The sequence below is a fragment of the Collinsella sp. Sow4_D11 genome, from assembly GCF_052116465.1.
GTDB lineage: Bacteria > Actinomycetota > Coriobacteriia > Coriobacteriales > Coriobacteriaceae > Collinsella.
The window spans coordinates 112087-135701 of the sequence record NZ_JBQKLA010000002.1 but is presented as its reverse complement, the minus strand read 5'-3'; the positions used below and the strand labels follow the sequence as shown (position 1 = coordinate 135701).

The window sequence follows — 23615 nt, the reverse complement described above, 5'->3', positions numbered from 1 at the left end:
ATGTCGTTTACCGCCGAGGTGCGTGACGAGCTTGCGCGCTGCGAACCCGAATGTGAATATTGCGATCTGTCGACACTTGCCGCTCTTACACGTGTGAGTGGCACGCTTTCGCTGGCGGGCTCTGGTCGGTACCGTTTGACGGTTGCGACCGAGACGGGTGCCGTTGCACGCACGATGATTACGCTGACGCACCGCATCCTCAAGCTCAAAACGGAGTTTACCGTTCGCAAGTCGGTCTTGCATAAGGTGCGAAACTATCTCATCACCTTGCCCGACCAGCCCGACCTCGATAAGGCTTTGGTTCTGCTGGGCATTCTCGACCGCAGGGGAGGGCTCGTCGCCGGTGTGCCGCGCCATATCGTCGCCCGGCCCTGCTGCAGGCTCGCCTACATTCGCGGCGCTTTGATTGCCGGCGGCTTTGTGGCAGACCCGCGTGGCGATTTTCACCTGGAGATTGCGGTTCAGGGCGAACAATACGCCAAGGGGCTTTGCGACCTGTTGGGGCAGGTCGGGGTTCATGCACGCGTCAACGCCCGGCGAGGATCATATGCCGTGTACATCAAGAGCGCCGAGGAGATTGAGCATTTACTCAAATTGATTGGTGCCAAGCGCAGCGTTGCCGAAATCGAGGAAGCCCGTGCGGTCAAGTTGGTGAAAAACGACGTAAATCGTCGCGTGAATGCTGAGCTGGCCAACCAGACGAGAAGCGCCGGCGCTGCCCAACATCAGCTCGCGCTTATCGAGGAGCTTGAGCGACGCGGCATGCGCGATGTGCTCCCGGATGCCTTGGCGGCCTTTTGTGACTTACGCGAGCGCTATCCCGATCTCTCACTGCGAGATTTGGGGGAGATGGCCGACCCTCCTTTGTCAAAGTCGGCCCTATATCACCGTGTTTTGCGTCTTGAAAAGCTCATTGAAGCGAACAGGTAGTTTAAAGCGGCAGTTTATATAGTACTTGAACTGCTGTTTTATGCTTTAAAACGTTTTAAAGCAAATTTGATTTTCAATTTCGAGCATTCTCGTGAAATTCAAGTCAAAAAAAAGGTATATTAGGCGAGTGGTTAGTTTGTGGGCCTCAACGGCGGGCGCTGTAGCTTGCGGGGGCCTTACGAAAGGAGACACAATGGCAGTAAAGGTTGCTATTAACGGCTTCGGTCGCATCGGTCGTCTGGCCTTCCGTCAGATGTTCGGTCATGAGGGCTCCGAGATCGTCGCTATCAACGACCTCACCTCTCCCGATATGCTCGCTTACCTGCTGAAGTACGACTCCACGCAGGGCAACTATGCTCGCGATCACGAGGTCGTCGCTGGCGAGGATTCCATCACCGTTGACGGCAAGGAGATCAAGATCTACAAGGAGGCCGACGCCAACAACCTGCCTTGGGGCGACCTCGACGTCGACGTCGTTCTCGAGTGCACTGGCTTCTACACCAGCAAGGCTAAGGCTCAGGCCCACATCAACGCTGGTGCCAAGAAGGTCGTCATCTCCGCTCCGGCCGGCAGCGATCTGCCCACCATCGTGTACAACGTCAACCATGAGACGCTGACCGCTGAGGACAACATCATCTCCGCTGCTTCCTGCACCACCAACTGCCTCGCCCCGATGGCCAAGGGTCTGAACGACTTCGCTCCCATCGTGTCCGGCATCATGACCACCATTCACGCCTGGACTGGCGACCAGATGCCGCTCGACGGCCCGCAGCGCAAGGGCAACAAGCGTCGTAGCCGCGCCTGCGCCGTCAACATCGTCCCCAACACCACCGGTGCTGCCAAGGCTATCGGCCTGGTTCTCCCCGAGCTCAACGGTAAGCTCATCGGTGCCGCCCAGCGCGTCCCGACGCCGACCGGCTCCCTCACCAACCTCTACGCTGTCGTTGACAAGAAGGTTACCGCCGACGAGGTCAACGCCGCTATGAAGGCCTACGCTGCCACCATCTCCGAGACCTTCGCTTACAACGAGGACGACATCGTCTCCACCGATATCATCGGCGAGACCCATGGCTCCATCTTCGACGCCACTCAGACCATGTGCTCTGACCTCGGCAACGGCCAGACCCTCGTTCAGGTTACCTCTTGGTACGACAACGAGAACTCCTACACCTCTCAGATGGTCCGCACCATCAAGTACTTCGAGAAGTTCGTTGCTTAATTTGGCTTTTAGCGAATAGCTCGTTGAGCGTCTAAAAAAGGGCGCGGCCTTATAGGGCTTACACCCTAAGGTCGCGCCCTTTTTATAAGAAATCGTCTGCCGTAATGGGAGGCAGACACGTACGAAAGGTAGAAGCAAACATGGCCTTTACCAAGAAGACCGTCCGCGACATCGATGTCGACGGCAAGCGCGTTCTCGTCCGCGTTGACTTCAACGTGCCTATCAAGGATGGCGTCGTTGGCGACACCACCCGTATCAAGGCTGCCCTGCCCACCATCAACTATCTCGTTGAGCACAATGCTCGCGTTATCCTCATGAGCCACCTCGGCCGTCCCGAGGGCACCGGCTTCCAGCCCGAGCTTTCCCTCGAGCCCGTCGCCAAGAAGCTCGCCGAGCTCTCTGGTCTCGATGTTGCTTTTGTCGCCGACACTTATGGCGAGAAGGCCGCCGAGGCCGTCGCCGCCGTCGAGCCGGGCAAGGTTCTCGTTCTCGAGAACGTCCGTTTTGACAAGCGTGAGAAGAAGAACGATCCCGAGATCGCCAAGACCCTCGCTTCCTATGGCGACGTCTTCGTCCTCGACGCCTTCGGTACCGCTCACCGCGCCCAGGGTTCCGTCGTGGGTCCCGCCGCTTACCTGCCCGCAGTCGCTGGCTTCCTTCTGGAGAAGGAGGTCGACACGCTGACCGGTATCTTCGCCGAGCCCGAGCGTCCCTTCGTCGCCATCGTCGGCGGTTCCAAGGTTTCCTCCAAGATCGGCGTTCTCGATCACCTTATCGACTCCGCCGACACCCTGATTATCGGTGGCGGCATGGCCTATACCTTCTTCCTGGCTCAGGGCATGACCGTCGGTCAGTCCCTCAAGGAAGAGGACTGGGTCGAGCGCGCTGGCGAGATGCTCAAGAAGGCCGAGGAGAAGGGCGTCAAGATCCTGCTCCCCATCGACAACCGTGTTGCCGACCACTTTGGCGAGGACGCTGTCCCCGAGGTTGTCGCTTCCGACGCTATCCCCGACGACCGTGAGGGCATGGACATCGGCCCCAAGACCGAGGAGCTCTACGCCGAGGCCGTCAAGGGCGCCAAGACCGTATTCTGGAATGGCCCCATGGGCGTCTTTGAGTTCGACAACTTCGCTCACGGCACCCAGGCTATCGCCGAGGCTGTCGCCGAGGCTGATTGCACCTCGATCATCGGTGGTGGCGATTCCGTCGCAGCCGTCAACAAGTTTAACCTGGCCGACAAGATGAGCTGGATCTCCACCGGCGGTGGCGCTTCCATGGAGCTCGTCGAGGGTAAGGCCCTGCCCGGAGTGGAGGCGCTTCTCGATGCCTAATCGCACCCTTCTTATCGCTGGTAACTGGAAGATGAACAACGACGTCGCCGAGGCTGCCAAGCTCGCCGACGAGCTGGCCCAGGCTCTGCCCGAGGTGCCGGCTGGCGTCGAGGTGCTCGTCTGCCCTCCGACCATCGACATTACTACGGTTCATGACCGCATTCAGGCTGCCCCCATCGCCCTCGGTGCACAGAACGTGTACTGGGAGGCCAAGGGTGCCTTCACCGGTGAGTCCTCTTGCGACATGCTCAAGTCCGCTGGCTGCACCTACTGCATCATCGGCCACTCCGAGCGTCGTGACTACTTCCACGAGACCGATGAGGACCAGAACAAGAAGGCTAAGGCTCTCGTTGCCGCCGGTCTTGTTCCCGTCTTCTGCTGCGGTGAGTCCCTTGAGGTTCGCGAGGCCGGCACCTATGTCGAGCATGTCGTGAACCAGGTCAAGGCTGGTCTCGAGGGTCTTGAGATCACCTGCCCCAAGCAGGTCGTCGTCGCCTACGAGCCCATCTGGGCCATCGGCACCGGCAAGACCGCTACCGCCGAGGACGCTCAGGAGGTCTGCGGCGCTATCCGTAAGACCCTCAAGGAGATGTTCGGCGAGGAGCTCGCCAACGGCATCCGCGTTCTTTATGGTGGCTCCGCCAAGCCCGCCAACATCGCCGAGCTTGTTGCCAAGCCCGACGTTGACGGCGCCCTCGTGGGCGGCGCTTCGCTCAAGGCTGCCGACTTCGCCTCTATGGTCGTCAAGGCAGGCGAGTAGGGCATATGGCACAGCGTCATCTTCCTGCACTCCTAATCATCATGGATGGCTGCGGCTTGGCTCCGGCCGACGGCGAGAACGCCGTCGCTGCCGCCAAGACGCCCTTCCTCGATAGCCTGTACGAGAAGTATCCTCACACCACGCTCGGTGCTTCGGGCGAGGACGTGGGCCTTCCCGACGGCCAGATGGGCAACTCCGAGGTGGGTCACCTCAACATCGGTGCCGGCCGCATCGTGTTTCAGGAGCTTTCGCGCATCAACAACGCCATCAAGGACGGCTCCATCGCCAAGAACGAGGTTTTCGTCAAGGCTATGGATGACGTCAAGGCCGAGGGCAAGACCCTGCACCTCATGGGCCTCATGAGCCCCGGCGGTGTTCATTCTCACATGAACCATGTCGAGGCCCTGGTCAAGATGGCTGCCCAGTATGGCATTAAGACCGTTCGCGTTCACGCCTTTATGGATGGCCGCGACGTCGATCCGCAGTCCGGTGCCGGCTACATGAGCGAGTTCTGCGCCTTCCTGGCCAAGATCTCCGAGGAGACTGGTTGCGACGCTCGCGTTGCTACCGTCTCGGGCCGTTATTGGGCCATGGACCGCGACAACCGTTGGGAGCGCATCGAGCGCGCCTACGACGTCATGGTCAATGCGTCCGATGCCGATACCGACCCCGTTGCCGGTATCAAGGCCTACTACGAGAAGGATCCGCGCGGCGATGAGTTCGTTGAGCCGTTCGCTGCCCACAACGAGGGCATCCACGAGGGCGACGCGGCCATCTTCTTCAACTTCCGTCCCGACCGCGCTCGTCAGATGACCCGCGTGTTCACGGACAAGGAGTTCGACGGCTTTGAGCGCGAGCAGATCAAGTTCTCGCACTTTGTGACGATGACCGAATACGATCCGACGTTTGACGTCGAGGTCGCCTTCCCCAAGACGTTCCCCGAGAACGTTCTGGCCGACGTTATCGCAGCCAATGGCCTGAAGCAGCTGCACACCGCCGAGACCGAGAAGTACGCCCACGTGACGTTCTTCCTTAACGGCGGCATCGAGGAGCCCAAGGAAGGCGAGGAGCGCGTGCTCGTCGCTTCCCCCAAGGTTGCTACCTACGATTTGCAGCCCGAGATGAGCGCTCCCGAGGTTACCGAGAAGCTCGTCGCTGCCATCAACGAGGATCGCGCTGATTTCTACATCGTGAACTTCGCGAACTGCGATATGGTTGGTCACACCGGTGTCTTTGACGCGGCCGTTAAGGCCGTCGAGGCTGTTGACGATGCCCTGTCCAAGGTTGTCCCGGCGATTCTCGCTAAGGGCGGCTTTGCGCTGATTACCGCCGACCACGGCAACGCCGATCACATGTTTGACGTTGCTTCCGACGGTTCCAAGCATCCGTTTACGGCTCACACCACCAACCGCGTGCCGTTCATCATCGTTGATGAGAAGGCACAGCTCACCGGTATCGAGGACGGTCGACTTTCCGATATCGCCCCGACTATGCTCACCATGGCTGGTCTGGAGCCTTCCGCCGAGATGACGGGCCGCGTGCTCGCGACCGAGGCCTAAGAGAAAACGCCAAGCGTTTCTTTGCAAGGGGGTTGACCATATTCGGGCAACCCCCTTTTTTGGTATTTCTGCCATTTCTACCTCGTCCCCAAATGGCAGGTGGGGAGTGTCGGGGGTTGTGGTACAGTACTAGAGTTTGAATTGTTCTATTAAGGAGCTTCTCTATGGGTCCGTTTCAGATTCTGCTGTTTGTAGTTTGGGCTGTCTCTGCCGTGGCGCTGACGATTCTCGTCCTGATGCATTCCGGTAAGGGCACCGGCGTTTCGGATATGATCGCCAGCTCGCTGTATAACTCCAGCTCTGCCACGGGCGTTATGGAGCAGAACCTTGACCGCCTGACCGTCATCATGGCTGTCGTGTTTGCCGTGTGCGTCGTGCTGTGCATGTTCTTCTTCCCGCAGGGCATCGTGGGCTACTAAGCACGAGCCGCATAAAATAATTGAAAAGGGTTCCGCAAGTGCGGGACCCTTTTTGTTTACAGACTTGTAACAGAGCCAGAATATCACCACATACTGCGCCCAACTAAAGAAATTCTCGACCGTTAACCGGAATTAGCCCCAAATAGTGCATAAAATGCGCTACTGTATTGAAAACGTTGGCCTGTTGTGCATAACCAGCCATAGCAACGGGCGGCGTTTCGATAGTTCGGATCGGATTGTCTCGACATATGTCCGACTGAACATTTCTTTGTCCTATCTCATAAGGAGGATGGCATGGCTGATTCTATGTTCCACCAGCCCGTTATGGGTCGTCGCGCCTTTGTCGGCGGTACCCTTGCTGCGAGCTCCATGGCTTTTCTTGCCGCATGCGGCAAGAAGGGCGGCGACGCTTCCGGTTCTGAGTCCGGTTCGACGCTGAACTTCTACATCAATAACCCGGTCTGCATCGACCCCTACAATGTCCAGGAGGACCAGGGCACTCAGGTCGAGTACCAGCTCTTTGACGCTCTGACCTCTTATGACGCCGAGAAGGGCGAGATCGTTCCGCTGGCTTGCGAGTCCTTCGAGGCCAACGACGACGCCACCGAGTTTACCTTCAAGATCAAGAAGGCCAAGTTCCACAACGGTGATGACGTTACCTCCAAGTCCTTCAAGCTCGGTTGGGAGCGTCTGGTCAGCACCAAGTCCGCTGTCGCTAAAGAGTATGGTCCTTCCGAGGTCTCCTATCACCTTTCCATGGTCGAGGGCTATGACGATCTGCTTGCCGGTAACACTACTGAGCTCAGCGGTGTTACCTGCCCTGACGATGAGACCCTCGTCGTCAAGCTGACTTCCGCTTACGCCGACTTCCCCTTCGTCGCATCTCACCCGGCTCTGGCCCCGGTTCCCGAGTGCGCCGAGTCCGATGTCAAGAGCTTCTACCTTGCACCGGTCGGTAACGGCCCGTTCATGATGGACGGCAAGTGGGAGGATGGTCAGGAGATCAACCTCAAGAAGTTCGACGATTACTATGGCGACAAGGCCAAGATCGATGGCATCCACTTCCAGGTCATCAAGGACGTGGAGACCGCTTACAAGGAGTTCCAGGCCGGTAACCTTGACATCTGCGACGTTCCCGTTGCTCAGATCGACGCCGCCAAGAAGGATCGCGGCGAGTCCAAGGACGGCTACACCATGGGCGACGGCGAGCGCATGCTGCTCGGCGCCGAGCCTTCCACCTACTACCTGACCTGCAACACCACGGCCGAGCCGTTCAACAACGCCGATCTGCGCAGGGGCATCTCCCTGGCCATCAACCGTGAGGCCATCTGCAAGACCATCTTCAAGGGTACCCGCACCCCCGCTGACGGCATTGTTCCTCCGGGCATCGATGGCTACAAGGAGGGCGCATGGGAGTTCTGCGCCTACGACGTCGACAAGGCTAACGAGTACCTCGACAAGGTTGCTCCCGCTGACGCCAACGGCGATCGTGGCATTAACGTGACTCTGTCCTACAACCAGGACGGTGGCCACAAGGAGATCATGGAGTCCATCATCGGTGACCTTGCCAAGGTTGGCATTACCGCCGTCTCCGATACCCCCGAGTGGTCTGCCCTGCTCGAGCAGTACCAGAACCTCAACTATCAGTTCGGTCGTCTGGGCTGGATTGCCGACTACCCGATCATGGACAACTTCCTGTATCCGCTGTTCCACTCCGACTCCCTCGGTGGCGACAACCGTTCTGGTTACAACAACCCCGAGTTCGACGCCAAGGTCGACGAGGCCCGTACCACGATTGACGACGAAGAGCGCGTCGCTAAGATGCAGGAGGCCGACGCAATTGTCGCTGCTGACTGCCCGGTCATCCCGCTGATGTTCTACACGCACACCATCGCCGGCTCCGATCGCATCAAGTACCTCTATGTCGATCCGCAGAAGCACGCCGATCTGGGTACCGCTGAGCTCGCCTAAGAGTTTTGCAACTTCCGTGAGGGTCAAGTATTTACGTAGACCTCATGGGAAACATACAGTTCTCCCTAACCTGGGGTAAACTGGCTGATGGTAATTTTGGGATGCCGGTCTGGCGATCGGCATCCCATTTAAGTTAATCCCTAGATAGGGGAGTGGTATGGGTAAGTACATCGTTAAACGTGTGCTTCAGTTCATCCCGGTATTTTTGGGCGTTACGCTGATTCTGTTCGCCCTCCAGAATATCGTGCCGGGAGATCCGATCAAGCTGATCGGTGGAGACAAGGCTCTGTCCCCCGAGGTGGAGCTTCAGCTTCGCGTCCGCTATCACCTGGTCCAATCGGACGAGGACGGCAACGCGATCCTTGACGAGAACGGCGACCCCGTTCAAACGTCGCTCGTGGACCGTTACTTGTATTACATGAACGGCCTGCTTCATGGCGATCTGGGTAATTCCTATCAGCGCAAGCTGCCGGTTACGGAAATCTTTGCCCAGAAGTATCCGTATACGGTCAAACTTGCCGCGTGCGCCATCGTACTCGAGGCAATCATGGGTATCGGTGCGGGTATCATTTCGGCGGTAAAGCGTTATTCCTTCTGGGATATTTTGGTAACGCTCACCACGTCGATCCTCGTTGCCGTCCCGGCCTTCTGGCTCGGTATGTTGCTGCAGCTGTTCTTTGGCGTCATTCTCAAGGACGCCACGGGCGGTGCATTCTCCATGCCGATTTCGGGTGCCGGTGGTTCCAGTTCTCAGTATCAGGATTGGATGCACTATGTGCTTCCGACCATTACGCTGGCTTCGGTTTCGACCGCTTATGCCGCCCGCATTATGCGCTCGCAGCTGCTTGACGTCATGAGCCAGGATTACATCCGTACGGCAAAGGCCAAGGGTCTCTCCAATCGCGCGATCATCATCAAGCATGCGCTTAAGAATGCACTCATCCCCGTCGTTACCTATATTGGTGTCGACTTTGGTGCCATGCTTTCGGGCGCCATCCTGACCGAGACGGTTTTTAACTGGCCCGGTATCGGCTATGAGGTCTATCGCGCCATTAGCATGCGTGACTGGCCCATCGTTATGGGCGGCGTTACGCTCATCGTCGTCGTCGTCATGGTGATCAACCTGCTCGTCGACATTAGCTATGCATTCCTCGACCCGCGCATCCGCCTTGGCGGTCCGTCGGATAAGGCCTAAGGGAGGTACGTCTCATGCAGGAAACTGATTCTCAGTCTCAGGAGCAGGCTACCGCCACCATGGCCGCATCTGCTCCCGCCAAGTCTCGCACGCTGTGGGGCGACGCTTTTAAGCGTCTTCGTAAGAACAAGCTCGCCGTTATCGGTGTCTGCTGGATCATTATCGTCGTTGTGGTTGCCTTGACCGCAGATCTGTGGGCTAAGCCCTGGCTCGGTTCGCCGACGGCTTCCGATTCGACCACCATGGCCGAGACGTCGCTGCTGGCTCCGTGTGCAGAGCACCCGTTTGGCACCGACTCCCTTGGCCGTGACATTCTCGTCCGCGTTATCTACGGTGCACGCGTTTCGCTGTCCGTCGGCATTATGGCCACTGCGATCTCCACGGTGATTGGTCTGGTCATGGGCGCTCTGGCCGGTTTCTACGGCGGCATCTGGGATACGATCATCATGCGCTGTGCGGACATCTTCCTTGCGTTCCCGTACGTGCTGTTCGTTGTCGCCATGATCGCCGTTATCGGCCGTGGTCTTCAGAACGTCTTTATCGCCATCGGTATTCTTGGCTGGCCTTCGATTGCGCGCGTCTTCCGATCCGCGATCTTGACGGTCAAGGAAAACGACTATGTTGACGCTGCGCGCGCGATGGGTGCATCTGATGCTCGTATCGTCGTGCGTCACATCTTCCCGAACTCCGTTGCCTCCATCGTGGTCTACGCGACTATGAACATTGGTGGCGCCATTCTGACCGAGTCCGCTCTGTCCTTCCTCGGCATGGGCGTTATTCCGCCTACGCCTTCGTGGGGCTCCATGATTCAGGACGGTCAGCAGTATCTTCTGACTGCTCCCTGGATGATGATCATGCCCGGTCTGGCAATTCTCTCGACGGTGCTCGCCTTCACCCTGCTGGGTGACGGTCTGCGCGACGCCCTCGACGTCAAGATGAAGGACGCATAAGGATGAAGAAGAACAAGAACTATGTGGACCTGAAGGACCAGCCGGTTCCCGAGGGCCAGCATCTGCTCGAGGTTGATGACCTTAAGATGTATTTCCACACCGAGGATGGCGTCGTTCGCGCTGTCGATGGTGTGTCCTACACGCTCGATCGTGGCGAGACCCTGGGTGTCGTCGGTGAGTCCGGCTCCGGTAAGTCCGTGACCGCCATGACCATCATGGGTCTTATCTCGATGCCTCCGGGAAAGATTGAGGGCGGTGACGTTCGCTATCGCGGTCGTTCTATCCTCGAGATGACCGAGGAAGAGATGCAGCACATTCGTGGCAACGATATCGCGATGATCTTCCAGGATCCTATGACTTCCTTGAACCCGGTCTATAAGATCGGCAAGCAGGTGGGTGAGGGCCTTCGTCTGCACCGTGGCTACTCCAAGCAGGAGGCGCTCAAGCGCGCCACCGAGCTTTTGGACCTCGTTGGCATTCCCGAGCCCGAGAAACGCGTCAATGAGTATCCGCACCAGTTTTCTGGTGGTATGCGTCAGCGCGTCATGATTGCCATGGCCCTTGCCTGCGATCCCGATATTCTGATTGCCGACGAGCCCACGACTGCCCTGGACGTTACCATCCAGGCTCAGATTATTGAGCTTATGCAGGAAATGCAGGAGAAGAACGGCAACGCCATCATCATGATTACCCATGACCTGGGCGTTGTCGCCGATATGGCCGACAAGATCATGGTTATGTACGCCGGCCGTCCCGTCGAGTTCGGTACTGCTGAGGAAATCTTCTACGAGAGCCGTCACCCCTATACCTGGGGCCTGATTCGCTCCATCCCGGAGCAGGCCATCGATGAGAAGAAGCCGCTTACGCCGATTCACGGCAACCCGCCTTCGCTCATGAACCTGCCCGAGGGCTGCGTGTTCTCGCCTCGTTGCCCCTATGCGACCGATAAGTGCCGCAAGCAGCGCCCCGAGCGTTTTGTCACCGAGTCCGGCCACTATTCTGCGTGTCATTATTCCGGTGACCCCGAGTTCCTCAAGAACGCCCCTGAGACGTCCCGCACGCGTAAGGATTCCAAGAAGGGAGGCGAGGCGTAAATGGCAGACAATAACGAGCGCATTCCGCTACTGAAGGTCGAGCACCTCTCTAAGGAGTTCCCCGCAGAGTCCGGCATGTTCGCCAAGCGTTTTTCCAAGCGCGTCGTCTCTGCTGTAAACGACATCTCTTTTGAGATTTATCCTGGTGAGACCTTTGGTCTGGTTGGTGAGTCTGGTTGCGGTAAGTCCACTACGGGTCGCACCATCATGCGCCTGACCAAGCCGACCGCCGGTAAGGTGTTCTTCCAGGGTAAAGATGTTGCCGAAATGAGCAAGCATGAGATCAAGGATATGCGTCGCGAGATGCAGTTTATCTTCCAGGATCCTTATGCCTCGCTGAATCCTCGCATGACCATCGGCGAGATCGTCTCCGAACCCATGACCATTCACGGTGTGGGAACCAAGGAGGAGCGCATTGAGCGCGTCCGCGAGCTTCTCGACGTTGTCGGACTGAACCCCGAGCACATCAACCGCTATCCTCATGAGTTCTCGGGTGGCCAGCGTCAGCGTGTCGGTATTGCCCGCGCTTTTGCGCTGAAGCCCAAGCTGATTATCTGTGACGAACCGGTATCCGCTCTGGATGTGTCCATTCAGGCCCAGGTTCTGAACCTGCTTAAGGAACTGCAGGACAAGTTTGGTACGGCGTATCTGTTTATCGCCCACGACCTGTCCGTCGTTCAGCACATCTCCGATCGCGTTGCCGTTATGTATCTGGGTAAGGTGGTCGAGGTTTCTGACTGGAAGACGCTCTATAGCGAGCCTCACCACCCGTATACGCAGTCGCTGCTGTCTGCCGTGCCGGTTCCCGATCCGGATATCCAAAAGTCTCGTAAGCGCATCATCCTCGCCGGCGATCCGCCGTCACCGCTGGATCCGCCGACTGGCTGCCGTTTCCACACGCGCTGCCCGATCGCGCAGGGCATCTGCTCCGAGAAGCTTCCCGAGTTTAGGGAAGTTGCTCCGGGCCACTGCTGCGCCTGCCACTTCGCCGAGCCGTTCCCGATCAAGGAATCGCACATCGACCTGTAGTCGGTTGTTATCGTTCGGGCCCGTGCTGGACTTAGTTTTCAGAACGTCCTCGACCATGGAAACCCTTTATCCTGCTCCTTCGGAGCTGCGGATAAGGGGGTTTCCTGGTCTGCGGAATGTTCTGAAAACTAAGTCCAGCACGGGTCCTGTGTTACCACTGCAGGGGGTTCGATTCCTTGATCGCTCACTTAATCTAATAAGAAATTGAGCGAGGCCGGAGCTTTAGCTCCGGCCTCCCCATAAAAGGGCTCGGCAAAGCCGAGCCACTAAATTAATATCAGCCCCCAGAACATGTTTGAGAACTGTGCATGAAGTACGTATTTGCAGGTCCCGGATCGGTGTTGCCTCCCGGCGCATTCCGCAGGGGGAGCGATATTTTGCAGCACGAAGTGCGTAGCAAAATATCGCTCGTGCCCGAGGACGCGCCGGGAGGCAACACCGATCCGGGACCGGACATATAGATTTACCTGCGCATTTTCAAATTCGTAAACTTTTTTGAAAAAAGTGCTTGCACAGTTCTCGAATCATAGGTTATTATCTTCCTCGTTGAAAGCGCGGGTCCAACAAAACGAACTGCGAATCAACAATATAGCATGTCGGAGTGGCGGAATTGGCAGACGCGCTAGCTTGAGGTGCTAGTGACCGCTTTTTGGTCATGCGGGTTCAAGTCCCGCCTCCGACACCATCGCATTTGAGAAGCCTCTTCGGAGGCTTTTTTGTTACCGATAGACGGTGAGGTTCACGATGGAAACGCTTGAGCGCAATGAGTGGGTTGACGTTGCCCAATTGGTCGATATTACGAGCGATGCTGTCATTATCTGCGAGCTCGACGGAACCATTTTGCATGTAAACAATCGCTTGCTCGACTTGATCTGCGAGGAACGTTCCGATGTGATCAACGGGGACGTTAAAGATCTCTTGTACTCGTCAGCATTTGAACGAGCGACAGAACATCGTCTTCCTTTTGAGACCAATGGTACCGAGAGCGAGTTGATGCTTAAGCTCAGTGACGGCTCCTTTATTCCCGTCCTAGTTTGTGCCGGCTCGGTTACGCCGCCTCGTATCTTTGGCCGCCGTGCGCCGCGTGTTCTCGTGGCGCTCCATAGTATCGAAGAGCAGTATTCGCATGACCGTCAGCTCAAGCGTGCGCTTTCGGAGCTCAGAGTGGCGAATAAGCGCCTCTCGGGCACGTTGTCGGTCATTATGAGCACGGTGGGCTCCGATGAGCTGCCTAGTTTGTTGGATACCGTTTTGAACCAGCTTGTAGGAACCCTCGATGCCTCGGGTGCTGCCATCTATTTTTCTGAGAGCGGCGGTTTTAAGCTTCGCGGTGTTTCCAAGGAGCTGTATGACAGCTACCTGCCCGAGTTTATGCCGTATGGTGCGGGCATCCCGACGTATGTGCTCCGTGAGTCTCGTGCCTGCCGCCTGTCGATTCAGCAGGACCTCGAGGGCGATAGGGTTGCCTCGGGTATGTTTATGGACCTGGATAATCGTTCTAAGCACCTGCTACGCGTGCAAGATATGCCTCCATACCGCAGCGAGATATGTCTTCCCGTGTTTTATGGCACTCAGGTGCTCGGTGTGTTGGAGGTCGGTTGGAAACGTCCGCAGGCGCCGCTTGCCTATGATGTCAACGTGCTCGAGGTCATTTGCGATTATCTCTCCATCCAACTAGTCGGCATGGCATCGAGTCTGCGTTCACGTCGCACGGCAGAGCTTGGCCGTTCTCTCAACGTGCTGCGCGATGAGTTGTTTGCCTATCTCGATGATCCTATTGCCGCCTCGCGTGCGGTGTCGACCGAAATCTGCGCTGTGCTCAGTTGCCATTTCTGCCCCGTGGAGTATGATGCGGGCCTCGGAACCTATGTCATCGATTTTGAAGGCGGCAGTCGTGTGGCATTGCCGGGCGATCCGGAGTCACTCTTCTTTTCTGTCACGACGCCGGCGGCGCGCCTGGGGGCAATTTCCGATGGATTTGAGACATCGGTGCTGGGCGGGACGAGCGCCGACGACCTCAAGCACGTGCGCCTTACGCGCGTGGACGAATCCACGACTATGGGCGCATGGTTGAGAGCCCACGGCCTGCCGTGTCAGGGACTTTATGTCGATTCCGGTATCGAGGCGGGGCGCTGCCGCTCGGAGGCGGATGGTACGCGAAGCAACGATGCAATCGTGCCCGCTGATATCGCCAAGGGACCGACGAGGCGCGTTTTGCTGCTCCGTGATGGCAGCCAGGAGCCAATCGACGACCTTGAATACGACTACATGGTGCATTTGGCACACGACTTTGAGCTGATCTATGAGGGCGAGTCTCAAAAGCGTGAAGAGCGTCATATCGCTCAGACGCTTCAGATTGGCATGAGAAATTCGCTAGGCGACGTTCCGGGCATCGCAACCGATTCGGTATACCTGTCGGCAACGAATTCGGCGTTGGTTGGTGGTGACTTCTATACGCTTGTCCGTCTTCCCGACGATTGCGCCGTTATGATATTGGGCGATGTCTCCGGCAAAGGAATTGAGGCGGCGTCGATGTCGGCGCTCGTCAAGACGGCGTTGACGGCTTATGCCTGGGAGGGTGCGGGACCCGCTCGCATGGCCCGCTCGCTCAATAGCATGCTCATGGGCTTTTCGAGGGTCGAGACGTTTGTGACGGCGTTTATCGCCAAGATTGATCTTAAAGCGGGCCGCGCTACCTATTGCTCTGCGGGACATCCTCCCACTATGGTCATTAGGCCGTCGTCGACGCCGCATGGCGGAGGAGAGACCTGCGGGGGAGAAGTGGAGCTCCTTGGGTGCCAATCGGGCGTGATCGGTGCCTTTGAGAGCATGGTGTACGAGACGGGCGTGTTTACGTTCGATCCTGGTGACATGCTGTTTATGTATACCGACGGAACGATCGAAGCGCGCGACCGCTCGGGTGCTTTCTTTGGCGAGCAACGCCTGCGCGACCTTCTACTCTCTGTTTCGGGTGAGGGCGTATCGGGCATCTGCGGTAAGGTCTTGGGCGAGCTTGACCGCTTTACCGACTCGGCGCTGGACGATGACATTGCATTGGTGTCCCTTGAGTTTTTACGGGGTCGATCGTAGGTCGCGACGTTGGGCATACAGAATCCTAACGGTTGCAGAAAAGTTTGCATCGAGCGAGCTCTTTTGGGGAACCATGGTCGCATGAATGAGTGGAATGACATAGCGGTTTTGGCGCCACCGGGCGATATCGATATCGCCTCGGTGCCCGAGCTGCGCCGACGGTTGGATAATTTAATCGACCGGGGCGTGCGCCGTGTTGTCATCAATTGCCAGACCGTGGGTTTTATCGACTCGACGGGTTTGGCGTTTTTGCTTACGCGTGCCAGAGAGCTTATGAGACGAGAAGGGCTGCTTTCGCTTGTTAACGCCTCCGATGAGGTCGTTCGCTTTTTGGAGATTGCCCGACTTGTCGACATCCTTCATGTTGCGGGTCCGGTGCGGGAGTCGATTCCCGCCATTCCGGTGGGGGAGTTGCCGCGATGGAGCAAGAGCGTCAAGGTGCAGCGAGGCATCGAGAATCTCCCGTATTATCGGCACCGTGTGGCCGAGCTTCTCGAATCGCTTCCCCTGAGGCGTGATGAGCGCTATGACGTCGCATTAGCGTTGGGGGAGGCATTGGGTAACGCATATGACCATGCGGGCGGTGTTGGCTGCATCCTGACGATTCAGGCCTATGGGGACCGTGTTGTGCTTGAGGTGCTTGATCGAGGTTCTGGCTATTCTATCGATGGGGCGAGCGAACCTATGGCATCCGAGGAACGCGGACGCGGTATCAAGCTTATGCGCATGCTCGTCGATAATGTGGAGGTTGCCCGTCGCACGGATGGTGCCGGCACACGCGTTCGGATGGTGAAGCTGTTTAGTTCGGCATTGGAATCGTGCGCTTAGCGCTTTGGGTTGACATGATTTTCCTGCGTGAACTTGCTTTGGGCAACTTTTTTGAAAAAAGTACTTGCGTCTTTTGGATAACTCGCGTAAATTAATAACCCGCAAGCGGACATGGCTCAGTTGGTAGAGCACAACCTTGCCAAGGTTGGGGTCGCGGGTTCGAGCCCCGTTGTCCGCTCCATTGCATTTCCGGACCGTTCTTAACGGTCCTTTTTCGGCGAAGTGGCCAAGTGGTAAGGCAGAGGCCTGCAAAGCCTTTACCCCCGGTTCGAATCCGGGCTTCGCCTCCAGGCAACATCCGGGCGCTCCGGCGCCCGTTTTGTTTTACATATGCGGACATGGCTCAGTTGGTAGAGCACAACCTTGCCAAGGTTGGGGTCGCGGGTTCGAGCCCCGTTGTCCGCTCCAACTATCTTACGCGGTTCTAACGAACCGCGTTTTTTGTTGACGCTGCGCGAGCCCCGGGCACCCCATCTTGCCCCTCAATCGTCGGTCGCGTACATAAAGTACGCTTCCCTCCTCTTTCGCGGCAACCTGGGGCACCCGGAGCCCGCTCGCTGTCGTGGCCGGGGGAGTGGGTTTTCCGTTCTTTTCACTAATCGTTCGATTCGTCCCGGGATGCTCGAAGCCGAGAGGGAGCGAGCGTCTTGGGGCGTGGCTGTGGCGTTGTTTGCCGCGAATATCAGCTTTGGGCGTATCATCGTGGGCATTACCCAGCAGATGGACTATCTTGAGCGGCTGGGCATCGAGGCCATCTGGTTGAGCCCGTTTTACCCATCGCCTCTTGTCGATGGTGGCTATGATGTGGCGGATTACTGCGATGTCGACCCACGTCTCGGCTCGCTTGACGACTTCGAGGACATGGTCGCTGCGGCTCACACGCGCGGCATCAAGGTCATCGTCGACATCGTGCCCAATCATTCATCCAACCAGCACCCCTGGTTCAAAGCCGCTTTTGCCGCCGGCCCCGGATCGCCCGAGCGCGCCCGTTATATCTTCCGCGATGGTCGCGGCGAACATGGCGAGCTGCCTCCCACCAATTGGAATGCCAACTTTGGCGGCCCCGCCTGGACGCGTGTTGCGGACGGTCAGTGGTAGCTGCATATGTTTACGCCCGAGCGGCCGGACTTTGTCTGGTCATGCCCCGAGGTTCATGCGTTCTTTTGCGACGTCCTGACGTTTTGGAGCGATCGAGGCGTTGATGGCTTTCGCATTGATGTGGCGCACGGTCTCGCCAAGGACCTCGACCGCGATGACCTCGACCGGTGGCATCTCGCCGAGGGCGATGACATGGTTGACGACGGCACCCATCCGCTGTGGGACCGCAACGAGGTCCACGAGATCTATCGCGCGTGGCGACGCGCTATGCCCTGCCGCAAATCAAGGCGACGCGCTACCACCAGATTGCGCTCGACTGGCTCTTACGCGACGGGTCGTCTTATGACGAGGGCCGTGAACTCGGCGAGCGCCGCGCGCGGGCGGCCCTTTTGCTTGAGCTGGCGCTTCCGGGCTCGGTATACGTGTATCAGGGTGAGGAGCTCGGCCTTTTTGAGGTGGCTGATGTCTTCGTGAGGTTCGCGAGGGCGTCGCAAAACTTTTCAAAAAAAGTTCTTGCATAGGATGCGGGTATCACGTAAGATTAATCCCCGTAAGCGGACATGGCTCAGTTGGTAGAGCACAACCTTGCCAAGGTTGGGGTCGCGGGTTCGAGCCCCGTTGTCCGCTCCATTTGGGCGTTTAGCTCAGGGGGAGAGCGCTTCCCTGACACGGAAGAGGTCACAAGTTCAAATCTTGTAACGCCCACCAAATGTTCGCAGTCCAGAGGCTTTGCTTCTGGACTGTTTTGTTATAAACACACATAATATGCCGTCAAATTATCGACCTCGGTCGCTTTTTCACGTTGCATTTGCTGCCCAGCATAATTTGTCGTTATTGGCCTCTTGGTCTCGTTGGAGATGATTATTTTGATCATAACCGTGCACGTCGCCCGCGTTTCCATGGTTGACCCCCGCGCAATCTTTTATGGTGATCGGTTTTGGCGAGATTGCCTTCCAGGGAGGATTCGGAACGATTGAAGGCCGTACGTTCTTCGCGCGCTGGGCGGGCCTTGTCACAAAGGGGTGGGCTTTTGTGGTTATCGCCGGCGTGCTGCTCGATCCCTTTACAGCGGCTCTCGGCCGCATGATAGCTCGCGAAGAGAACTAATAGCTCCGCGCCTATCGAATGCCGGCGGACGGGGTGCCGGGGCTGTAGTCTTCCGAGCGTTTGCAGCCCCGTCGCTCCGTCCGCCGGCATTCGACCGCAACATGTTGGTCAAGCATAATCTTTTGGATTCTTTTCGCGTGAGCGGCTTGGTTTTGATAGGATTTGTCGGCGGCTTGACGAGGGGGTTTTATAACTGCCTTGCAGGTAGCCGCGTTGGTAACGTTTTACCGACTTGCCAAGAAACCCTCATAATTAATGTGTCTGTAAAATGACCAATTGCTTTGACCTGCTGAAACACTATATGTTGTGTTTGACCTAAAAAAAGAATACAGGATATAGAGGCGTCTTTGTCGTATGATAGATGGCGGACAGAGAACGAAGACCTTGTTCGTCCCATTTGGACACGCCTTTGAGCCGCTTGATCGGCCGCGAGGATTGTCCGCATGAGGACCTATGGTTTATCGAGAACACAGATTGCGCGACGGCGCCGCAAGACAGGGACAAGCCCTGCCAGGCATCGTTTGGCTCTGAAGCGCAATGGGATTACGACGCGAAAGAGGCAAGAGGATGAAGATCATCAAGCGCAGCGGTACCGAGGTTGCCTTTGACATCGATAAGATCGTCAATGCGATTCGCGCCGCCAACTTGGAGGTCGAGGAGGGCTCTCGTCTTACCGACCGCCAGGTGATCTATGCGGCGCAAAACGTCGCCGAGGCATGTGAGAAGGCCGGCCATACCGTATCGGTCGAGGAGATCCAGGATCTGGTCGAGGACGAGATCATGCGTCTCGACTGCTACGAGGTCGCTCGCCGCTACATCATCTATCGTTATGTTCAGAGCCTGAAGCGCCAAAAGAACACGACCGACGACAAGATCCTGTCGCTGATCGAGTGCAATAACGAAGAGGTTAAGCAGGAGAACTCCAATAAGAATCCGACCGTCAATTCCGTTCAGCGCGACTATATGGCCGGCGAGATTTCCAAGGACCTGACCCAACGCGTGCTGCTGCCCCAGGAGATCGTGGATGCCCATAATGAGGGTCTGATCCATTTCCACGATTCGGATTACTTTGCCCAGCACATGCACAACTGCGATCTGGTGAACCTGGAGGACATGCTCCAGAACGGCACCGTTATCTCGGGCACGCTGATCGAGAAGCCGCACAGCTTTTCGACCGCCTGCAACATCGCGACGCAGATTATCGCCCAGGTTGCTTCCTCCCAGTACGGCGGTCAGTCTATTTCGCTGACCCATCTCGCCCCGTTCGTTGAGGTGAGCCGTCAAAAGATTCGCGGCGAGGTTGCTCGCGAGCTTGAGGAGCTCGGTGTTTCGGCATCTGCCGAGAAGGTTCGCGAGGTCGTTGAGGAACGCCTGCGCGATGAGATTCGTCGCGGCGTCCAGACGATTCAGTATCAGGTCGTGACCCTTATGACCACGAATGGCCAGGCGCCGTTCGTGACGGTCTTTATGTATCTCAATGAGGCCCGTACGCCCCAGGAGAAGCACGACCTTGCCATGATTGTGGAGGAGACGCTTCGTCAACGCTATGAGGGCGTTAAGAACGAAGCCGGCGTGTGGATCACCCCGGCGTTCCCCAAGCTCATCTACGTGCTCGAGGACGATAACATCCGCGAGGATTCGCCGTACTTCTATCTGACCAAGCTCGCCGCCAAGTGCACCGCCAAGCGCATGGTGCCCGACTACATCTCCGAGAAGAAGATGCGCGAGCTCAAGCTGTCTAAGGGCGAGACCGCCGGCAACGGTGATTGCTATACCTGCATGGGTTGCCGCAGTTTCCTGACGCCCGACCGTTCGGGCAACGGCTTTAACAATGTCGCCAACGCTCTGAACTATGACCCGACCAAGCCTAAGTACTATGGTCGCTTTAACCAGGGTGTTGTGACCATCAACCTGCCCGATGTTGCGCTGAGCTCGCATCAGGACATGGACAAGTTCTGGAAGATCTTCGATGAGCGCCTTGAGCTGTGCCACCGCGCCCTGCTGTGCCGTCATGAGCGCCTGATGGGCACGCTTTCGGATGCTGCGCCGATTCTTTGGCAGTACGGTGCCTTGGCGCGCCTTAAGAAGGGCGAGACGATCGACAAGCTGCTCGTGGGCGGCTATTCCACCATTAGCCTGGGTTACGCCGGTCTGTATGAGTGCGTCAAGTACATGACGGGCCACAGCCATACCGAGAAGGAGGGCACGCCGTTTGCCATGGCCGTCATGCAGCACATGAACGACAAGTGCGCCGAGTGGAAGGCCGAAAGCGATATCGACTTCTCGCTGTACGGCACCCCGCTTGAGTCGACGACCTACAAGTTCGCCAAGTGCCTGCAGCGCCGTTTCGGCATTATCCCGGGCGTGACGGACAAGGGCTACATTACTAACAGCTATCACGTCCACGTGTCCGAGGAGATCGATGCCTTCGACAAGCTTAAGTTTGAGGGCATGTTCCAGCAGCTTTCGCCGGGCGGTGCTATCTCCTACGTTGAGGTTCCCAACATGCAGGACAACCTCAAGGCGGTCATTCGCGTAATGCAGTACATCTACGACAACATCATGTACGCCGAGCTCAACACCAAGAGCGATTACTGCCAGGTGTGCGGCTATGACGGCGAGATTCGCATTGTCGAGGACGATGGCAAACTGGTGTGGGAGTGCCCCAATTGCGGCAATCGTGACCAGGAGAAGATGAATGTCGCCCGTCGCACGTGCGGCTACATCGGTACCCAGTTCTGGAACCAGGGTCGAACCGAGGAGATCCGCGACCGCGTGCTGCATCTCTAATAACCATCCCAGGCTGCCCCGTAGCGAGGCCCGGACCTTTACTCGCTATTTCGGACAGTCTTGGCTCACGACGGAGGCGCCACTGGCGCCTCCTGTTCGTGCGGAACTCATATCGAGCAAAGGTCCGGGGTCTCGCTACGGGGCAGCCAAGTTGATGTAGCTGAGATGCAGCATGCGGTCTGCTCACTCCTCGAAGTTTTTGGCGGAAATAATTCGAGCTGCAGCTGCGATTTACTTGCGATGGCGGCTGAGCCGCAACCCAGTTTTTATTGGACCTCGAACCCCATACTCGATGTTCGCTTCGTTCACCGAGTGTCGCTCGCGAGGGGTCTGGAGCATATCGTCCCGCCCGCAGTTTCGCAGGCCGAAGGCCGAGAATGTTTGAGGACGGGATGATATGCTCCAGACCCCCAGGAAGGTTACCTATGAACTACGCGAACATTAAGTATTTCGACATTGCTGATGGAGAAGGCGTTCGTACTTCTCTGTTTGTGAGTGGGTGCCGTCGTGGGTGCAAGAATTGTTTTAACTCCGTCGCGTGGGACTTTGCCGCGGGTGAACCGTTCGATCGTGCCGTCGAGGACAAAATCATCGATAGTCTTGATCATCCCTTTATTGATGGCCTGACGATTCTGGGCGGGGAGCCTATGGAACCCGAGAACCAGGCGGGGCTCGTTGATTTTATCGAACGCGTGCGTGCGACCTACCCTGTGGAGTCTGGGAAGACCATTTGGTGCTTTACCGGTGACGTGCTCGAGGAACTAATGCCGGGCGGCCGTCACCATACCGACGTGACGGACCGTATCCTTGCTTGCCTCGACATGCTGGTGGACGGTCCGTTCGTTCAAGATCTGTACGATATTTCGTTGCGCTTTAGGGGCTCGAGCAATCAGCGCGTGATCGACATGAACGCCACGCGCGCTCGTGCTGCGCGCGAGGGCGTTGCGCTTTGCGACGCTGTGGAGCTTTGGCGGGACGATCCGGTCTATTCGACCCATACTATGTAGCTGGAAGAGGTTGCGTTCCAGCGTGGTACCATAGCGCGAACGCGAAATCGAAAAAAGTGAGGCCCAGATGGTCGATCAGGAAAAAGTCGAGACTGCTATTAAGCTGCTGCTTGAAGGTATAGGCGAGGACCCAACTCGTGAGGGCTTACTGGAGACCCCGGCACGCGTCGCCCGTATGTATGGCGAGATTGCCGGCGGTATGGGCCGGAGTGCCGAGGAGCACCTGTCCAAAACCTTTGCCGTCGCTTCGAACGATTTGGTTATCGAGCGTGACATTACGTTTTACTCGCTGTGCGAGCACCATCTGCTGCCGTTTTATGGCAAGGCTGCGATCGGCTATATCCCTAACGGTCGCGTGGCGGGTCTGTCTAAGCTTGCTCGCACGGTTGAGGTCTATGCCCGTCGTCTGCAGCTGCAGGAGCAGCTGTGCGCGCAGGTTGCCGATGCCCTCATGGAATATCTTGCTCCCCAAGGGGCGATCGTGCTGATGGAAGCCGAGCATATGTGCATGACCATGCGCGGCGTGCAAAAGCCCGGTACCAAGACCGTAACGCTTGCTCGTCGCGGTGTCTTTGAGACCGATCCCGCGCTCGAGGAGCGATTCTTTAGGATGCTGGACCGCTAACCATGAGAGTCGTCAACGACTTTACATCGAAGACCGATGAGGGGACGCCGCGTCGCGGCTTTATGCCTTCGGGCCTGACTCCCTTTGGCGCCATGCCTCGCATTGATTACATTTGTGCCAACGGGCTGTTCCGGCGGCACCTGGGCAACATTGCACAGTTGGAATCGGGGCGCATCTTTTGCCGCCACGGTATTGACCATCTGCTGGATGTCGCGCGCATTATGTGGATTAAGAATCTTGAGGAACAGCTCGAATTTGACCGCGAGGTCATCTACGCCACGGCACTTCTTCACGATATCGGCAAAGATGAACAGTATGAATCGGGTATATCCCATGATGTTGCAAGCGAGCGCGTCGCTGATGCGATTCTTGGCGGCATGCCCGATGACGTGGCATTTGATCCGGCCGATGCCGCGGCCATTAAGACGGCCATTTTAGGCCATAGAAAGCTGCGCGTGAACAGCCAACCGCTTGAGCGTCTGCTCTATGCAGCTGACAAAGCGTCGCGCGCTTGCTTTGCATGCCCCGCGCGCAATGCCTGCAACTGGAGCGATGATAAAAAGAACCTGTCGATTCGCGTGTAGTTGGTTTGCGCGGTCGGGGTTCTAAACGA

General features: G+C 57.3%; 19 protein-coding genes, 6 tRNA genes and 1 pseudogene. All 26 read left to right on the top strand.

Annotated elements, in window-relative coordinates:
- The gene (gene whiA, locus ACTQ40_RS01925) at positions 1-930 is read left to right on the top strand and encodes a DNA-binding protein WhiA (protein WP_441048567.1); all 930 of its coding nucleotides are present in this window, start codon (positions 1-3) and stop codon (positions 928-930) included.
- Positions 931-1123: 193 nt separating this feature from the next.
- A complete protein-coding gene (gene gap, locus ACTQ40_RS01920) occupies positions 1124-2149 on the top strand; it encodes a type I glyceraldehyde-3-phosphate dehydrogenase (protein ID WP_154517458.1) in 1026 nt (341 codons plus the stop codon).
- 140 nt (positions 2150-2289) lie between these two features.
- Entirely contained in the window at positions 2290-3480 is a 1191-nt protein-coding gene (locus tag ACTQ40_RS01915; RefSeq protein WP_304212190.1) for a phosphoglycerate kinase, read from the top strand.
- Positions 3473-4240 (top strand): triose-phosphate isomerase, encoded by a 768-nt coding sequence (gene tpiA, locus ACTQ40_RS01910; protein WP_441563211.1) that lies wholly within the window; start codon positions 3473-3475, stop codon positions 4238-4240. The genes ACTQ40_RS01915 and tpiA overlap by 8 nt, the downstream gene beginning before the upstream one ends.
- Before the next feature lie 5 nt (positions 4241-4245).
- Positions 4246-5799 carry a 2,3-bisphosphoglycerate-independent phosphoglycerate mutase gene (gene gpmI, locus ACTQ40_RS01905; protein WP_441563210.1) on the top strand — a complete coding sequence of 518 codons (1554 nt, stop codon included), beginning with the start codon at positions 4246-4248 and terminating at the stop codon, positions 5797-5799.
- 164 nt (positions 5800-5963) lie between these two features.
- Complete coding sequence (gene secG / locus ACTQ40_RS01900) at positions 5964-6218, top strand: preprotein translocase subunit SecG (protein ID WP_006236144.1); 255 nt, start codon at positions 5964-5966, stop codon at positions 6216-6218.
- A gap of 294 nt (positions 6219-6512) precedes the next feature.
- The gene (locus ACTQ40_RS01895; RefSeq protein ID WP_441563209.1) at positions 6513-8189 is read left to right on the top strand and encodes a peptide ABC transporter substrate-binding protein; all 1677 of its coding nucleotides are present in this window, start codon (positions 6513-6515) and stop codon (positions 8187-8189) included.
- A gap of 157 nt (positions 8190-8346) precedes the next feature.
- Complete coding sequence (locus ACTQ40_RS01890; RefSeq protein ID WP_304212150.1) at positions 8347-9384, top strand: ABC transporter permease; 1038 nt, start codon at positions 8347-8349, stop codon at positions 9382-9384.
- Positions 9385-9443: 59 nt separating this feature from the next.
- The gene (locus tag ACTQ40_RS01885; RefSeq protein WP_370450642.1) at positions 9444-10334 is read left to right on the top strand and encodes an ABC transporter permease; all 891 of its coding nucleotides are present in this window, start codon (positions 9444-9446) and stop codon (positions 10332-10334) included.
- 2 nt (positions 10335-10336) lie between these two features.
- Complete coding sequence (locus tag ACTQ40_RS01880) at positions 10337-11428, top strand: ABC transporter ATP-binding protein (protein ID WP_154517437.1); 1092 nt, start codon at positions 10337-10339, stop codon at positions 11426-11428.
- Complete coding sequence (locus tag ACTQ40_RS01875) at positions 11429-12457, top strand: ABC transporter ATP-binding protein (RefSeq protein WP_441563208.1); 1029 nt, start codon at positions 11429-11431, stop codon at positions 12455-12457. It abuts the gene before it with no gap.
- Positions 12458-13052: 595 nt separating this feature from the next.
- Positions 13053-13142 (top strand) — tRNA-Leu (locus ACTQ40_RS01870).
- 59 nt (positions 13143-13201) lie between these two features.
- Complete coding sequence (locus ACTQ40_RS01865) at positions 13202-15547, top strand: GAF domain-containing SpoIIE family protein phosphatase (RefSeq protein ID WP_441563207.1); 2346 nt, start codon at positions 13202-13204, stop codon at positions 15545-15547.
- 81 nt (positions 15548-15628) lie between these two features.
- Positions 15629-16375 carry an anti-sigma factor antagonist gene (locus ACTQ40_RS01860; RefSeq protein ID WP_441038749.1) on the top strand — a complete coding sequence of 249 codons (747 nt, stop codon included), beginning with the start codon at positions 15629-15631 and terminating at the stop codon, positions 16373-16375.
- A 105-nt stretch (positions 16376-16480) separates the two neighbouring features.
- A tRNA-Gly gene (locus ACTQ40_RS01855) sits at positions 16481-16556 on the top strand.
- A gap of 35 nt (positions 16557-16591) precedes the next feature.
- A tRNA-Cys gene (locus ACTQ40_RS01850) sits at positions 16592-16665 on the top strand.
- A gap of 42 nt (positions 16666-16707) precedes the next feature.
- Positions 16708-16783, top strand: a tRNA-Gly gene (locus ACTQ40_RS01845).
- Between the two features lie 210 nt (positions 16784-16993).
- Positions 16994-17695, top strand: a pseudogene (locus ACTQ40_RS01840) (alpha-amylase family glycosyl hydrolase); the annotation flags it as partial.
- 32 nt (positions 17696-17727) lie between these two features.
- Positions 17728-17994, top strand: coding sequence for a hypothetical protein (locus ACTQ40_RS01835; protein ID WP_441563221.1), 267 nt, complete (start codon positions 17728-17730; stop codon positions 17992-17994).
- A gap of 33 nt (positions 17995-18027) precedes the next feature.
- A tRNA-Gly gene (locus ACTQ40_RS01830) sits at positions 18028-18103 on the top strand.
- 3 nt (positions 18104-18106) lie between these two features.
- A tRNA-Val gene (locus tag ACTQ40_RS01825) sits at positions 18107-18181 on the top strand.
- A gap of 216 nt (positions 18182-18397) precedes the next feature.
- Positions 18398-18580 (top strand): hypothetical protein, encoded by a 183-nt coding sequence (locus tag ACTQ40_RS01820; protein ID WP_154517425.1) that lies wholly within the window; start codon positions 18398-18400, stop codon positions 18578-18580.
- 567 nt (positions 18581-19147) lie between these two features.
- Positions 19148-21370, top strand: coding sequence for an anaerobic ribonucleoside-triphosphate reductase (nrdD, locus tag ACTQ40_RS01815; RefSeq protein WP_427718616.1), 2223 nt, complete (start codon positions 19148-19150; stop codon positions 21368-21370).
- A gap of 425 nt (positions 21371-21795) precedes the next feature.
- Positions 21796-22377 carry an anaerobic ribonucleoside-triphosphate reductase activating protein gene (gene nrdG / locus ACTQ40_RS01810; RefSeq protein WP_154517419.1) on the top strand — a complete coding sequence of 194 codons (582 nt, stop codon included), beginning with the start codon at positions 21796-21798 and terminating at the stop codon, positions 22375-22377.
- Positions 22378-22444: 67 nt separating this feature from the next.
- A complete protein-coding gene (folE, locus tag ACTQ40_RS01805) occupies positions 22445-23002 on the top strand; it encodes a GTP cyclohydrolase I FolE (RefSeq protein WP_441540597.1) in 558 nt (185 codons plus the stop codon).
- 2 nt (positions 23003-23004) lie between these two features.
- Entirely contained in the window at positions 23005-23586 is a 582-nt protein-coding gene (locus ACTQ40_RS01800) for an HD domain-containing protein (protein ID WP_441563206.1), read from the top strand.
- Positions 23587-23615 lie beyond the last annotated feature (29 nt).

Bases quoted from the DNA above. Each gene is read 5' to 3' on its own strand.
- whiA (WP_441048567.1), top strand. From the start codon at position 1: ATGTCGTTTACCGCCGAGGTGCGTGACGAGCTTGCGCGCTGCGAACCC.
- gap (WP_154517458.1), top strand. From the start codon at position 1,124: ATGGCAGTAAAGGTTGCTATTAACGGCTTCGGTCGCATCGGTCGTCTG.
- ACTQ40_RS01915 (WP_304212190.1), top strand. From the start codon at position 2,290: ATGGCCTTTACCAAGAAGACCGTCCGCGACATCGATGTCGACGGCAAG.
- tpiA (WP_441563211.1), top strand. From the start codon at position 3,473: ATGCCTAATCGCACCCTTCTTATCGCTGGTAACTGGAAGATGAACAAC.
- gpmI (WP_441563210.1), top strand. From the start codon at position 4,246: ATGGCACAGCGTCATCTTCCTGCACTCCTAATCATCATGGATGGCTGC.
- secG (WP_006236144.1), top strand. From the start codon at position 5,964: ATGGGTCCGTTTCAGATTCTGCTGTTTGTAGTTTGGGCTGTCTCTGCC.
- ACTQ40_RS01895 (WP_441563209.1), top strand. From the start codon at position 6,513: ATGGCTGATTCTATGTTCCACCAGCCCGTTATGGGTCGTCGCGCCTTT.
- ACTQ40_RS01890 (WP_304212150.1), top strand. From the start codon at position 8,347: ATGGGTAAGTACATCGTTAAACGTGTGCTTCAGTTCATCCCGGTATTT.
- ACTQ40_RS01885 (WP_370450642.1), top strand. From the start codon at position 9,444: ATGGCCGCATCTGCTCCCGCCAAGTCTCGCACGCTGTGGGGCGACGCT.
- ACTQ40_RS01880 (WP_154517437.1), top strand. From the start codon at position 10,337: ATGAAGAAGAACAAGAACTATGTGGACCTGAAGGACCAGCCGGTTCCC.
- ACTQ40_RS01875 (WP_441563208.1), top strand. From the start codon at position 11,429: ATGGCAGACAATAACGAGCGCATTCCGCTACTGAAGGTCGAGCACCTC.
- ACTQ40_RS01865 (WP_441563207.1), top strand. From the start codon at position 13,202: ATGGAAACGCTTGAGCGCAATGAGTGGGTTGACGTTGCCCAATTGGTC.
- ACTQ40_RS01860 (WP_441038749.1), top strand. From the start codon at position 15,629: ATGAATGAGTGGAATGACATAGCGGTTTTGGCGCCACCGGGCGATATC.
- ACTQ40_RS01820 (WP_154517425.1), top strand. From the start codon at position 18,398: ATGGTGATCGGTTTTGGCGAGATTGCCTTCCAGGGAGGATTCGGAACG.
- nrdD (WP_427718616.1), top strand. From the start codon at position 19,148: ATGAAGATCATCAAGCGCAGCGGTACCGAGGTTGCCTTTGACATCGAT.
- nrdG (WP_154517419.1), top strand. From the start codon at position 21,796: ATGAACTACGCGAACATTAAGTATTTCGACATTGCTGATGGAGAAGGC.
- folE (WP_441540597.1), top strand. From the start codon at position 22,445: ATGGTCGATCAGGAAAAAGTCGAGACTGCTATTAAGCTGCTGCTTGAA.
- ACTQ40_RS01800 (WP_441563206.1), top strand. From the start codon at position 23,005: ATGAGAGTCGTCAACGACTTTACATCGAAGACCGATGAGGGGACGCCG.